Here is a 13,194-nt window from a genome sequence, read left to right on the forward strand (position 1 = left end):
ATAAAAAGGAGCGTTTAAATTGGGCATTTTACAACGTTTAATCAAACAAGCGAAAAATCCTCGTGGAACAATCGGTTCCTCAATGCTTTGTATTATGAACTCTGCACATACGAGACTAACAAATTGGGCTTTACAAAAAATACATATACGTGAAGATGCAGTTATTTTAGATATTGGTTGTGGGGGTGGTAAAACAATACATACGCTTTCGAAACTAACTCCGTTTGGGAAAATATATGGAATTGATTACTCCGATCAAGCTGTGAAAGATTCTATACATACGAATATGAAAGATGTACAAACACAAAAAGTAACTGTTCAAAAAGCAAGCGTCTCTTCTATTCCACATCATGCGAACTTCTTCGATCTCATTACCGCTTTTCAAACACACTACTTTTGGCCTGATGTGGAACAAGATATAAAAGAAGTATTTCGCGTCCTACAACCGAACGGATCCTTTTTATTAGTGGCTGAAACTTTCAAAATTCAATATCATATGGAGAAATGTAATACGACTGAAGAATTAATAAACCTATTTTATAATACAGGATTTACAAGCGTGAAATGTTATGAAGAAAGAGGTTGCCTTTGCATAATAGGAAATAAATAAAAAGCAGACCTCTCAAGGCCTGCTTTTTCACTAGATTAATTTAAAGATACTCTTAATTTGTCTTGCAAATAACCAGTTTTTCGTACCGTAGTTATCATTTAGACTGTCTAAATCGATAGATTTCCCATTAGCAAACTTTAGTTCTAACGTTGTATTTTTGTCATTTGTTTTTAGATTGCTATTTGTAATGTCATCATACTTTAGTTTCTCAATTTCAACATACTCTTCTTTTTCTTGTCCGATAACAACATGATCTTGGAAGAAGAACAATACTTCTACTTTCTTACCGAAACAAAATACGTTTTTCGTATAAATTAATGTCGCGTTATCAAGTCCGACACATACTTCTTTCATCTCTTCAACAACGTTTCCTAAGTCTTCTTCGTTTCTTGCATTTGACTCAGCAATCCATTCTTCGATTATATTCATGTTAATTGCCATACTGTGCCCCCTGGTTCGTTCATTGCTTTATTAAAAAATAAATACTATATGACAATATAAGCGATACGTACTATGTTTTCAAGGACGAACGGTATATTCAAAATAAAGTGAAACTTTAATCAGTGGGGGGATTCTTCATCCCCACTGATTATCAGCCCTCACCAATCGGGCTTTTACGGGCAGTTGATCCCCCACCTAACTTCTTCGCTTTCGCTGGATTTTGAGGTGGGGGTCTTACTGTCCACAAATAGCGGGATAAAGTTAAATTTCAAAGTAATATATCAGGGGCACCTATTTCATTATATTTTAAACGTCTGAACGAGGCATTCTTCATCATCAATTAGCTGTGTTTGCTCGTCAAATTCAATTTTCAGCTCTCTATATACTTTCTTCCAAAAAGAAACAGCTGGTACATTTTTTATAAGTTCAATAACGAAATATTGTCCTCGTTTCGCTTCTAGCAAATTTTCAATAACCTTCTTTCCGATTCCTTTTCCCTTATATTGATTCAATATGAAAATATCATTAATACTAAAGTCGTTTTCTTTCTCCAAAAATGGACGTTCCAATAGTAATAAAAATCCTACAATACTATGATCAACTTTTATAAAATACGGAGTGATTCCATCATTTTCCCAAAACATATGCAAATCTTCGTATTCAAAAAAACCATCCGCTCCAATCGTTATATTAGTAGTGAATTTAGAGAGGTCATGTAGATATAGTGAATATAAATTACGTAAAATCATTTTTTCTGATTCTTGAACTTTTTGAAGTGCCACAACCATTTTTAAAAATCCCCTTCCCTATATGTAACTATTTCCCAAACCTCTTTATTCGACAAAATTGATTACTCCCCTTTAACGAAAAAAATAGCACTTAAAAAGTGCTATTCCGCTCTCCTTGCCGCTTGTTGAATTGGATCCCAAACGCTGTTATATGGTGGTGCGTAACTTAAGTCGACATCTTCTAAATCGTGAATACTCATTTTATTGAAGAGTGCCATTGCGATAACATCAATACGTTTATCTACGCCCTCTTCTCCAATTACTTGACCGCCTAACAATTGTTTCGTGTCAGAACGATATAGTAATTTCAAGTAAAGTGGTTTGGCATTTGGATAATAGCCCGCCATATTTGTGGAGTCTACTTTGACTGTTTTATACGGGATATGTAGCCCTTTTGCTTCTTTTTCATTTAAGCCTGTTCTTGCGAGCGTCAAATCCATAAATTTAATAATGCCTGTACCTAACGTACCTTTAAATGCTCTTCGTTTATCAACCATATTGAGTCCGGCAAGTCGCCCTTGTTTATTGGCAGTCGTTCCGAGCGGGATATGATCATGAATTTCCTTTATAACATGATAATGTGTGGCGCAATCACCAGCTGCATATACGTCTTGCACATTCGTTTGCATATATGCATTTACCTCAATTGCCCCTTTATGATTTTTACGTATATTTGTCCCCTCAAGAAAATCAGTATTTGGCTGTACACCGACAGATACTAAAATAAGATCTGCTTTATAGGTCCCTTTATCCGTCTCCAGTTGTTCTACTCTTGCTTTTCCTTTAAACGCTTTTACATTCTCATTTGTTAAAATTTCAATATTATGTTTGTCTGCCTCTTTATGTATATATTCCGCCATATCGGCATCATAAATTGTGCCAATATGATCGTTTCGCTCAATCATTCTTACTTTCTTACCAAGTTCTACAAATGTTTCTGCCATCTCTAGACCAATTGCACCGCCGCCAATAATTGTCACATCTTCAACTTTATTCGTTTCAAGTGTACTTAATATGCGCTCAGCGTCCGGAATTGTTTTTAAAAGGTGAACACCTTGTAAATCTTTACCTTCCCAATCCGGCATAACAGGGCGTACACCAGTTGCAATTAATAAACGGTCATATGAAAATTCAAATACATCTTTCGTCTTCGTATGTACTGCATACACAATTTTCTTTTCCGTATCTACTTTCGTTACTTCATGACGCACTTTCGCATCAATTCCATATTTATCACGAAACGTCTTTACATCGCGTGCAATTAACTTTCCAGTAGAGGCGATAACACCACTAATCACATACGGTAATCCGCACTGAGCGTATGAATAGATTTCACCTTTTTCTAACGTTACAACATTTGCAGTTGCATCATTTCTAACAATTTGCATTGCTGCACTCATACCAGCTGCATCCCCACCAATAATGACATAGTTCACTTTACCACTCCTTCTTTTTACATACTCTTTACGATTTCCATATTTTACAGAAATAACACCTACTTAAATTGTAAAGAAAAAGAATTTAATCTACAAGTTTGGTGCATAAAACTATGCCTTAATAGGTATCCGTCGTGTCTTATAAACAAGATGTTTAATATGCTATAACAGTAACTATCGAAAGTAGGTGAAACATACATGTGCGCCGGCCTTCTCGCTCAAACTCCAGAGGAACCGCAAGAACCGAAACCCGCCGTGTCGCTTGACCAAGAATTTTCCATTAACGCAACATTATACAGCGCTCGTGCTTGGTTATCTAACGACGAGACTTTCGCACAAACTATTTGGAAAGGCTCTCGCTTCGCTTCAGCATCACACGCTGGCAAGTCCATCTTACCAATCGGTACTGTTAAAATTTTGAACTTATCTGATGATACAATAACAGTTACTGCATCATCAGAATCAGATGATGTCCTCAAAATAGTCGTACCGCCTCGTTCTGAAGGTGTTTTAACATCTAGTGCATTATCTGATGTGCAAGCTAGTACATCAGGAGGAGCAAGTAAAGTCACATTCCTCTTTCACATCTTTTTCTCCAGGGATCCTGGCCCAGCTAAACAACCATAGAAAAGGTACAGTAATATACACTGTACCTTTTTCATGCACTCTATTCTCTTGATTTAATCAGTTCAACATTATAAGATTCAATATTAGTTAACACTCCTGTAAAATACGGATTTTCTCTGTACCAAGACTGTTTTGAAAAATACTCTTGCATATCTTTCGTTTGAAACATATGTCCATGCCTTGCGTATATTTCATTTCTAGCAATTTTCAACTGTTCTTTCGATAAATATGCTAAGTCCGCACTCGTTAATTTTCGAATATCACTATCAGGGAAGATGAAACCATTATATACATAATGAGTAGTAGGCGGCGGAGTAACATTGTAAACAACTGTTTTTTCTATACTTTTCTTTTGAAATGGAAGATTATAAGCCGACAGTGCCGTTACCGTTTCTACCTTTGTCGTTTCCCTTCCGTTTTCTCCATTTCGTTCTAAATAAATCGCCGCACTTCCATCAGTCGCTATCGGTCCCCACGTAATTTCTTCTCCAGTCAACGCAGTAACTGGCTTTTGATTCACGTACAATGTTGCACCAGACGCATTCGTTTGAACTGTAATATATTGCCCTTGCAACGTTAAATCTACCGTTACATTATTTTGACTTTGTTTCATAAGTACAACCTTTTCCTCACGTGATAGTTTTACATAGTCATTTTTATATTCCGCTTGAAACACTTGAGCCCCTGGAAGAAACGGTCCATATTGCTTCTCAAACTTTTTGTCATTTGTCTTATCAATTTCTTTTCCGTTCAATTTTAAAGATGTACCTTTTTCATTTGTAAGCAGAGTCGTATAATACGTCTTCGCTTTCAATTTATACCGATCAAATAAAAAGAAATGTTTCCCATCTTTCGTTAAAGAAAAATCTGCTCTTTCTATTCCATCCCCTTGTTTTTCACCTTGCCTCAAATATTCTTTCAATTCATTCACGTAAGATGGATTTTCTTTTATATATGAAAATAGAGGCTTTAAACCCTCTCTCGTTACAATAACGGTTGGATCATCTGCCGTGATGATCTCAGCTAATTTCTCCCCGTCCCTCTCTTGTAAAATAGTAATCATTCGGTCTACTTGTGCTGTCTGCTTATAATACGATGATCCATACAAATACAATCCAACAATTACTATAACAAGTAATGTTAAGAGCGTAATGCCAACTTTTGTACCGCCGCTCATTTTCTTCTTTACTACAAGACTTTCCCTCTTCAGCCCGCAGTTTTGGCAAAATTGCACTCCATCTTCATACTGAACTCCGCACTTAGTACATACATTCATCCATTCAACCACCTTTTCATTAGAAGCCTGTGAATCCCCCAGTAAAGGTTTGAATTATCGTGTTAATGTAAGACCAAAATACAATCCATGTTGCGATTCCGATGAAAACATTTGCGATAAGAAGAGTGTAAACAAGATCTAATCCACCGTTATCTAATTTCACTATAGATACAATTACACTAATTCCCATATAAGTTACCGCCACCGATAGTAATATCGGTAAGAAAAAGATTAATAAAAAACTAAAAAGAAAAGAAAGCACTAATATAGCAATAGCCGGAGTCGCTATCGTCCCCCATATACCGAATGCTTCAAGAAATGAAAAAGATGATTGCATCATCTTACCACTTACAAAAATAAGAAATCCGACAAATAAAGTTAAAATTAATAAAAAGAAAAAGACCTTTACAGATTCTCCGAAGAAAGTAGGAGTAGGTATATCGGGCACTAATGTCCTCGTAACAGTCGCCGCTGCGCTCATCATTCTATAAAAAATACATGCTCCTAAAAAACAAATAAGTACAAGGCTTGCAATTCCATTTCGCACTTCAATATTTCCACTTTTCATAACGGCCGATGGTGATTTAAAAGCATTTTTAAAGAACTGAAAATAGCCACTTGCAAATTGTTTCGCTTGCTCTACTGTTTCATTTGGGCGAGTTTCCTTTTCTTGTGCTACACGTGCTAATTCTGGCCCTTCTTCTTGGCCACTACTTGCCACTACTTCTTCCGTTAACGAATGTCCACAATTCCCACAAAACTTTGCTTCCACTGCATTTTCTGTATGACACGCCGGACATTTCATTCTCTCATCCCTCCTTAAGCATATACCTTATAGGGTGTTACAAATTCAATATATGACTTTGGACATAAAACATGACTACAAGAAAAAGATTATGAAATCCTTCTTTTAAACGAAACTATGTGTGCTAGTAATATAGAAAAATAATGTTATTATGAAACAGAGCGAATAACATTTTTAAAAGATTGGATGAAGACAGTGGATTTTGTAAACTCGATTTTTCAAACACTCCTTACAAGCGTGATCCAATTATTTTCTTTAATTGGTGTCATCATTGTAATTGGATTTATATTAGGTTATTTAGAATCTCTCACACGAATGTATTGGTCGAGAGCTTTTGGTAGGAAAGGCTTCCTTTTAACTGCGTGGATTGGTGTCCCTATTCATGAACTTGGACATGCAATTATGTGTGTACTATTTCGTCATAAAATTGTAGCAACACAGTTTTTCCCAACAGATACAAGTCAAGGTGCTTTAGGCTACGTACAACATCAATACAATCAAAAAAGTGTATATCAACGCATTGGGAATTTCTTCATTGGAATTGGCCCTATTATTTCTGGTATTACTGCCTTAATACTTTTAATGCGCTATTTCGTACCAGAGTCATATTCTTTATTTAATACGACTCTCGAAACAACTGTTGCATCGACTCCTATTAACTTAGACATGATCCAAAACATGCTACTATCGACGTTTGTATTATTGAAAAGCTTATTTACATTTAACAATTTATTGAATCCTTCCTTTTGGTTATTTTTATTTATCGCCATTTGTATTTCCGCACATATCGCTTTAAGTAAACCAGACATTAAAGGATCAATAGACGGCGTCATCGTCATGTTTATCATATTATTTTTATTCAATATAGTAGCGGGACTGCTTCAGTACGACAGTAATCAGCTAATTGGACAGGTTATGAAATATAATATGTATCTCATTGCATTTTCTAGTGTAGCGCTTCTTTTCTCTTGTATTTCTACACTTGTTAGTTTTGGGTTTTATAAAATAAGAGGAGGGCGTTCTTTTTGAACGCCCTCTTCTCATTAATTATTTTTCTTATGATCACAATGCTCCACCGGAACACGAGCATGCCCCTCTTCATCGGTACACCATGATTGCGATTGAAAAGCAAGAAAGATACCTATCCACTCTTCCCTCTTCTCAAAATGAATGAGCAAACCACCGTCTTGCCATATCCCATCATCACCTTGCCATTTCTCTACATTCCCTTGATTCATATGAATATCGTGTATGCCGTTTCCTGGTTCGAAATGAAAGTAAGAATCGGGTGTATTTTCTTCTGGCCCCCATCTTTCACCAAACGCGTAAATAATTGCTTTTTCTTCTATCGCTTGCTTTATATAACGCTCTATTTTTTCATTTAAATCATTATCAACTCCTGCTTTTTCAGCAGGTAAAGGAATCATTTGATTCGAATCAAATAAATTACCTCTTACATAATCTAAAGCCACTTTCGACTCATTGTTTTTCACTTCCGTAAAACCGAACGGTAATGTCGGTAAAATATAAATCGCCTCTGACCGAATATTGTTGCTCGCAAAATATAAAACTTCTGACGGATAACTTTGCGACTTCACGTTAATTGCAATACGATAATCTACTTCTGCTTCGCCTTGTAAATGAACTTGATAATGAGGTGTTTTCCCTTTTCCAATCTTTGATTGTATAACTGTACCTTTTAATACACCGTAGTTTTTTAAGGGCATCTCTTTCATCTCCTATTCATTTAGTAGAAGCTTTTCATATTTAAAACATTATCCAGTCATAAAGAAAATCCTCCTATGTTAGGAGGATTTTTAATTTCTCAATATATACCAAAAAACAACTTCCACTACTACAAGCAACACCGCACCAAAAATCATTAGTGTCGTCTTCTTTAATAGTTCATTTTCACGATACGGGATATTACATAAATAAGCACCAAGCGTAATCCGTGATGGGCAAGCGATTGTCGCTACTGATGATGCGGTATTTTGAAGTGTTGTGACGTATTGCCACGGAAGTGCTACGTTTTGCGCTGTTTGCATTTGCAGTTTTATAAACATTGCATTTGACCCTGCGTTACTACCAGTTAAAAAGCCGCCGATTCCGCCAATGAACGGAGCAACGAAAATGAAAAACGTACCAAATGTTTCACCAGCTGTTTCTGCGAGTAATGAATGCATACCAGATGCCCCCATTAGTTCTGAAATTGCAATGAACATTGTCGTTGTAATAGCGAAAGGAATCCATTGTTTTATCGTTTGCGAGAGTGATTGTTTCATAATATTAGATGGAATGCGGAAGAAAATAATTGTAAACAAACAAGTCATGGCGAGCCAAAATCCTGGCGAATATAGTAGTTCTAGTCTGTAAGAGTATGATTTTAAATCGAGAACCGCATATGACCTGAGCAAATCATGTAATGCTGGAACGAGGCGAGATAGTAAAATACAAACTGTTAAAAATATATAAGGGCTAATAATTTTTATAATGGATACTTCCCTCTCCGTAGCCGCCGCATGTTCTGTTAAAAGGTTTTGTTCATTTTTCCCTTTTAATTTTATGATAAGAAAACCAAATGTAATGGTAACGATAGAACTTAATATCCCTGCTAGTTCAACACTTACGTATGCGTTAGAAAGATAGATTCCGAGAGAGAATAATAGAAAGAAACCGAATCCTTCCTTCCACTTTTCTATAACTGCCTGAAAGCCACCGACAACGTATAAAGAAAGGAAGATAAAGTATGCAAAAATCGGGATGCTTAATAATGCTGTATTTGTGCCAAGAGTTGTGAGCGGCATGTTAATAAGCTGCGAACCGATAATCGTACCTGTCGCCATCGCGCCCCATGAACTTGCAAGTAGACCGATAAACGAAAGTAGTACAGCTTGAAACGGTTTATAGCCTAACGAAAGAAAGATTGGCGCTGCAACCATAAAACCAATTCCGAACCCACTCACTGATTCAATAAGTGGACAAATACCAAAACACATTAGAAGCATTTGTAATAAGCGATCGTGTGTGACTTGTTCTAGAAATCGTGCTACTTGATCGATGTATCCCATTTTGTTCATGAGGTGAAATAAAAAAATACCGAAAAACAAAACGTATCCGACAATAAAACAAATCAACCAACCTTTAATCGTAGCGTGTACAGTTTCACTTATCCCTAATTGAAACGTTGGCGAGAGTAAAACGATTCCGACAGAAACGGCATAAGAGATTAATGAGGCTCTTAATGACGTTTGTTTAAACAAAAACAAACAAATGAAAATCATCATAATCGGGATAAGTGCCAACAATATGGCCATACTATCATCTCTTTTCATTAAAAATACAATTTTTAACTATTATATAACAGCTGTCATATTTTTCAATTGTTTTTACAACAGATTCAAAAAAAGAGCCGTTTGGCTCCTTTTTTGAATCACTCCCATTTTCTTTTATCCTGAAAAACCGTCTGTTGTCCGATTATTTTTTCTAGCACAACAAACACAATATAAGCACATATTACTTGCAATACAATATTTCCAAATTTCATTAATTCAAATGAATAAATCCCCCGAAATAACTCGTTTAATAACACAATCGAAACGATACTAAATAATTCTATACTAATCGAAAATATACATACTTCTAAAATAGATTGCTCTTGTATTCGATTTAATTGGGAAAAGATGAATACATATCCTAAAAACAGAGCCACCAACTCTATTTTCGTCATGCTAATGAGCCAAGCGTATAATGGTACAGTTAAAAGAAGATATAATAGTTTACGTCTTAGCATGCCTTCTCACCCTCTAAGTTATAAGTATTTTCTGTATATTTTAACATTTATTACGCAAAACAAAAAGAAGAGACTTATGCCTCTTCTTTTTGTTTTACTGCCTGTATTAACTCACGTATTTCCTCTAGCTTTTCATTTTCTAAAAGCTCAATAACTTTACTTCCAACGACAACACCGTCGCATATTGTAATCATTTCTTCTACATGTTCCTTCGTTGAAATACCGAACCCTGCCACTACCGGTAAATGCGTATGTGATTTTACTTTTTCTAAATAACTATGAATCTCATCTTTAAAGTTTTGACGTACTCCCGTTACACCTGCTACTGTAACAGCGTAGACAAATCCCTCTGATTCACTCGTAATTTTTTCAATTCGCTCAATTGGGCTCGTAACGGTAACGAGTGGAATTAAAGCTATATTCGCCTCACGAAGAAGTGGTATAATAATTTCTTGTTCTTCATACGGTAAGTCTGGAACGATTATGCCATCCACACCCGCTTCAAGGCAGTTCTCGATGAATCGTTCTTTCCCAAATGCAAGTACTGGATTTAAATATGTCATGAGTACAAATGGAATTTGAACTTCTTGCCTCACCTCTATTAATGCTTGAAAAATACCTTTTAATGTTACACCGCTATCTAATGCTCGTTTCCCTGCCCTTTGAATAGTTGGCCCGTCTGCGACTGGATCTGAAAATGGGATACCGATTTCAATGATGCTTGCTCCTGCTTCATCAAGAAAACGGATTCTTTCTTTTAACTTTTCAAGTCCACCATCTCCGCCCATTACGTACGGAATAAATGCTTTCTTACCATTTTTAAACGCTGCTTTAATTTTTTCTACTCCCATTTTTTACACCTCTTCCATATAACGTTTTATACTCTCTACATCTTTATCACCGCGGCCGGATAAACAAATGACAAGCCCCTCGTCTTGCTTCATTTGCGGCGCTAGTTTTAAAGCGTATGCAACAGCATGTGAACTTTCTAATGCTGGGATAATCCCTTCTTTTTTCGTTAATAATTGAAATGCTTCTAACGCTTCTTCGTCCGTAATTGAGTGGTAAGAAACACGGCCGATGTCTTTTAGCAAGCTATGTTCTGGCCCCACACCCGGGTAATCGAGTCCTGCTGAAATAGAATGAGCTTCTTGAATTTGTCCTTCTTCATTTTGCAGAAGGTACATCATCGATCCGTGTAAAACACCGACGCTTCCTTTCGTTAAAGTTGCTGCGTGCTTTTCTGTATGAACACCTTTCCCAGCTGCTTCTACGCCGTAAAGGGCAACTTCTTCATCGTGTACGAACGGATAAAACATTCCCATTGCATTACTACCACCACCAATACAAGCAACGACCGCTTCTGGTAATTTCCCTTCTAATGCTTCATATTGTTTTTTCGTTTCTTTCCCAATTACACTTTGGAAATCACGGACAATTTGCGGGAACGGATGCGGTCCAAGAACTGATCCCATAATGTAGTGCGTATCATGCACGTGTGAAACCCAGTAACGAAGCGCCTCGTTTACCGCATCTTTTAACGTGCCGCTACCTGCCGCTACGCTTTCTACCTTTGCTCCAAGTAATTCCATTCGGAACACGTTTAATTTTTGACGTCTCACATCTTCTTCTCCCATGAAGATCACGCATTCTAATCCGAGTAGGGCACATACAGTAGCTGTTGCAACTCCGTGTTGTCCTGCTCCTGTTTCAGCGACAACTTTTTTCTTACCCATTCGTACGGCAAGAAGTGCCTGACCGATTGTATTGTTAATTTTATGTGCGCCTGTATGATTCAAATCTTCACGTTTCAAATAAATTTTTGCACCGCCGCAATACTTCGTCATATTTTCAGCGAAATAAAGCGGTGTTTCTCTGCCAACATACGTTTGTAAATAATGATTTAATTCCTTTTGAAACTCTTCATCTTGCATCGCTTCTTTATATGCTTCTTCTAACTCTAATACGGATTGCATTAACGTTTCTGGAACGTATCGCCCCCCGTATATACCGTAGTGACCTTTTTCATCTGGATATGCGTAGTTCATTTGGAACACTCCTTCGCTTTTTTAATAAATTGTTTTATTTTCTTTAGATCTTTCTTTCCTTCTGTCTCTACTCCGCTACTCACATCGACCATATATGGCTGAACGGTTTGAATGGCTTCTTCTATATTAATGGTGTTTAATCCGCCAGCTAGTATCGTTTTCTCTCGCGACTCTTTTGGCATATGTGCAAGTAACTTCCATGAAAATTTCTTTCCATTTCCTCCATGAAACTTTTCTTTCGGACTATCAAACAATATATAATCCACTTCGTATGTTTGAGCGTTTTTCATATCGTCCTCCGAAGTCACTCCGAGCGCCTTTATAGACGGAATATTCAATCTTCTAATTTGATGATTGTCTTCATCCCCATGTAGTTGCACATGTGTTAACCCACACTCATCTGCAATTTTCTGGATCACTTCTACTGATTCATTTACGAAAACACCGACCTTTAACACGTTTGCTGGAAGCTCCTGAATGATTTCTTTCGCTAGCCCTGGGGTGATTTTCCGCTTACTTTCTGCAAAAACAAATCCAATTGCATCTGCTCCGTATTCGCAAGCATGTTTTGCTGTTTCAACATCAGTGATGCCGCAAATTTTCACTTTCATATGTTCACCTTACAGTCTTCGAAAAAGTTACTTATAGAAGATGATGTCATAAGTGCTTCTCCAACTAATACACCTTTTGCTCCAGCTCGTTTGACGCGAATAATATCTTCCTTTGAATGAATCCCGCTCTCACTAATCCAAAGTAATTTCTCCTCATTTAATCGTTTCCCAAGCTTTTCTGTTTGGCTTAAATCCACTTCAAACGTTTTTAAATTACGGTTGTTAATTCCAATAACGTGCGGATTTAATCGGATTGCAATTTCTAATTCCTGTTCATCATGAACTTCAACAATCGCTTCTAATCCTTTTTCTAGTACGTAGTTATAAAGCTCGTTTAATTTCTCTTTTGACAATGCTGCAACGATTAATAAAATAAGATCGGCTCCTGCTTCATACGCTCTATCAATTTGGATTTTATCGATTATAAAATCTTTACATAAAAGCGGAATGTTACTTTCTGCTCTTGCCGTTTGTAAGTCGTGAAACGATCCTTTAAAAAATTGACCGTCTGTTAAAACCGAAACTGCTCCAGCACCGCATTCTTCATATGTTTTCACTTGTTTTGGCACATCAACGTGTAAATTAATATAGCCTTTTGATGGAGACGCTCGCTTTACCTCTGCGATTACAGTAAACTGCTCTAAAGCTTTTACAAGTGAGTGTGTTTTTCTTTTTTCTTTCACTGGTGAATATGTTTCATATAACTCCGCAACTTCTACTTTCTTTTGCGCTACAATTTTGTCTAAAATCGTCCCCATT

The 13,194-nt window shown here is 36.7% G+C and carries 15 protein-coding genes; 3 read left to right on the top strand and 12 right to left on the bottom strand.

The features are described from left to right. Window positions 1–19 precede the first annotated feature (19 nt). Window positions 20–610, top strand: a complete 591-nt coding sequence (locus Q3V31_RS05050) for a class I SAM-dependent methyltransferase (RefSeq protein WP_000512102.1) — start codon at window positions 20–22, stop codon at window positions 608–610. 30 nt (window positions 611–640) lie between these two features. Here the strand turns inward: Q3V31_RS05050 and Q3V31_RS05055 are convergent, their stop codons facing one another. From Q3V31_RS05055 to Q3V31_RS05065, 3 genes are all read right to left on the bottom strand, one after another. Next, window positions 641–1,051 carry a DUF3908 family protein gene (locus Q3V31_RS05055; protein ID WP_000996809.1) on the bottom strand — a complete coding sequence of 137 codons (411 nt, stop codon included), beginning with the start codon at window positions 1,049–1,051 and terminating at the stop codon, window positions 641–643. Between the two features lie 299 nt (window positions 1,052–1,350). Further along, entirely contained in the window at window positions 1,351–1,839 is a 489-nt protein-coding gene (locus Q3V31_RS05060; RefSeq protein ID WP_000259504.1) for a GNAT family N-acetyltransferase, read from the bottom strand. A 101-nt stretch (window positions 1,840–1,940) separates the two neighbouring features. After that, on the bottom strand, window positions 1,941–3,275 hold the full coding sequence (locus tag Q3V31_RS05065; RefSeq protein WP_097871584.1) for an FAD-dependent oxidoreductase: 1,335 nt from the start codon (window positions 3,273–3,275) through the stop codon (window positions 1,941–1,943). 198 nt (window positions 3,276–3,473) lie between these two features. On the opposite strand from Q3V31_RS05065, the gene Q3V31_RS05070 reads away from it, so the two are divergent. Next, window positions 3,474–3,902: a hypothetical protein gene (locus Q3V31_RS05070; RefSeq protein WP_000332419.1), complete on the top strand. Its 429-nt coding sequence runs from the start codon at window positions 3,474–3,476 to the stop codon at window positions 3,900–3,902. 40 nt (window positions 3,903–3,942) lie between these two features. On the opposite strand, the gene Q3V31_RS05075 is transcribed toward Q3V31_RS05070, so the two are convergent. Next, complete coding sequence (locus Q3V31_RS05075; protein WP_097871582.1) at window positions 3,943–5,178, bottom strand: TcaA 3rd/4th domain-containing protein; 1,236 nt, start codon at window positions 5,176–5,178, stop codon at window positions 3,943–3,945. Between the two features lie 19 nt (window positions 5,179–5,197). Further along, window positions 5,198–5,983: a zinc ribbon domain-containing protein gene (locus Q3V31_RS05080; RefSeq protein WP_000650069.1), complete on the bottom strand. Its 786-nt coding sequence runs from the start codon at window positions 5,981–5,983 to the stop codon at window positions 5,198–5,200. Window positions 5,984–6,178: 195 nt separating this feature from the next. Here Q3V31_RS05080 and Q3V31_RS05085 point away from each other — a divergent pair, with 195 nt between their 5' ends. Further along, on the top strand, window positions 6,179–7,012 hold the full coding sequence (locus Q3V31_RS05085; RefSeq protein WP_329762604.1) for a hypothetical protein: 834 nt from the start codon (window positions 6,179–6,181) through the stop codon (window positions 7,010–7,012). A 14-nt stretch (window positions 7,013–7,026) separates the two neighbouring features. On the opposite strand, the gene Q3V31_RS05090 is transcribed toward Q3V31_RS05085, so the two are convergent. The 7 genes from Q3V31_RS05090 to trpC form a co-directional block, all read right to left on the bottom strand. Next, the gene (locus Q3V31_RS05090) at window positions 7,027–7,710 is read right to left on the bottom strand and encodes a DUF2278 family protein (protein WP_001128594.1); all 684 of its coding nucleotides are present in this window, start codon (window positions 7,708–7,710) and stop codon (window positions 7,027–7,029) included. Between the two features lie 90 nt (window positions 7,711–7,800). Next, window positions 7,801–9,300: an L-lactate permease gene (locus Q3V31_RS05095; protein WP_016128953.1), complete on the bottom strand. Its 1,500-nt coding sequence runs from the start codon at window positions 9,298–9,300 to the stop codon at window positions 7,801–7,803. A gap of 116 nt (window positions 9,301–9,416) precedes the next feature. Then, entirely contained in the window at window positions 9,417–9,776 is a 360-nt protein-coding gene (locus Q3V31_RS05100) for a DUF4029 domain-containing protein (RefSeq protein ID WP_000946162.1), read from the bottom strand. 74 nt (window positions 9,777–9,850) lie between these two features. Then, window positions 9,851–10,627, bottom strand: a complete 777-nt coding sequence (gene trpA / locus Q3V31_RS05105) for a tryptophan synthase subunit alpha (RefSeq protein WP_000537843.1) — start codon at window positions 10,625–10,627, stop codon at window positions 9,851–9,853. 3 nt (window positions 10,628–10,630) lie between these two features. Continuing rightward, a complete protein-coding gene (gene trpB, locus Q3V31_RS05110) occupies window positions 10,631–11,824 on the bottom strand; it encodes a tryptophan synthase subunit beta (RefSeq protein WP_001105046.1) in 1,194 nt (397 codons plus the stop codon). Continuing rightward, window positions 11,821–12,435: a phosphoribosylanthranilate isomerase gene (locus Q3V31_RS05115; protein WP_000865130.1), complete on the bottom strand. Its 615-nt coding sequence runs from the start codon at window positions 12,433–12,435 to the stop codon at window positions 11,821–11,823. The genes trpB and Q3V31_RS05115 overlap by 4 nt, the downstream gene beginning before the upstream one ends. Next, the gene (gene trpC, locus Q3V31_RS05120; RefSeq protein WP_016128952.1) at window positions 12,432–13,193 is read right to left on the bottom strand and encodes an indole-3-glycerol phosphate synthase TrpC; all 762 of its coding nucleotides are present in this window, start codon (window positions 13,191–13,193) and stop codon (window positions 12,432–12,434) included. The genes Q3V31_RS05115 and trpC overlap by 4 nt, the downstream gene beginning before the upstream one ends. Window position 13,194 lies beyond the last annotated feature (1 nt).

The organism is Bacillus nitratireducens, assembly GCF_036320425.1.
Classification (GTDB): domain Bacteria; phylum Bacillota; class Bacilli; order Bacillales; family Bacillaceae_G; genus Bacillus_A; species Bacillus_A nitratireducens.

What these genes read in the sequence shown, in the direction of transcription:
- Q3V31_RS05055 (WP_000996809.1), bottom strand. Translation starts at nt 1,051, where the DNA reads ATGGCAATTAACATGAATATAATCGAAGAATGGATTGCTGAGTCAAAT.
- Q3V31_RS05060 (WP_000259504.1), bottom strand. Translation starts at nt 1,839, where the DNA reads ATGGTTGTGGCACTTCAAAAAGTTCAAGAATCAGAAAAAATGATTTTA.
- Q3V31_RS05070 (WP_000332419.1), top strand. Translation starts at nt 3,474, where the DNA reads ATGTGCGCCGGCCTTCTCGCTCAAACTCCAGAGGAACCGCAAGAACCG.
- Q3V31_RS05075 (WP_097871582.1), bottom strand. Translation starts at nt 5,178, where the DNA reads ATGAATGTATGTACTAAGTGCGGAGTTCAGTATGAAGATGGAGTGCAA.
- Q3V31_RS05080 (WP_000650069.1), bottom strand. Translation starts at nt 5,983, where the DNA reads ATGAAATGTCCGGCGTGTCATACAGAAAATGCAGTGGAAGCAAAGTTT.
- Q3V31_RS05090 (WP_001128594.1), bottom strand. Translation starts at nt 7,710, where the DNA reads ATGCCCTTAAAAAACTACGGTGTATTAAAAGGTACAGTTATACAATCA.
- Q3V31_RS05095 (WP_016128953.1), bottom strand. Translation starts at nt 9,300, where the DNA reads ATGGCCATATTGTTGGCACTTATCCCGATTATGATGATTTTCATTTGT.
- Q3V31_RS05100 (WP_000946162.1), bottom strand. Translation starts at nt 9,776, where the DNA reads ATGCTAAGACGTAAACTATTATATCTTCTTTTAACTGTACCATTATAC.
- trpA (WP_000537843.1), bottom strand. Translation starts at nt 10,627, where the DNA reads ATGGGAGTAGAAAAAATTAAAGCAGCGTTTAAAAATGGTAAGAAAGCA.
- trpB (WP_001105046.1), bottom strand. Translation starts at nt 11,824, where the DNA reads ATGAACTACGCATATCCAGATGAAAAAGGTCACTACGGTATATACGGG.
- Q3V31_RS05115 (WP_000865130.1), bottom strand. Translation starts at nt 12,435, where the DNA reads ATGAAAGTGAAAATTTGCGGCATCACTGATGTTGAAACAGCAAAACAT.
- trpC (WP_016128952.1), bottom strand. Translation starts at nt 13,193, where the DNA reads ATGGGGACGATTTTAGACAAAATTGTAGCGCAAAAGAAAGTAGAAGTT.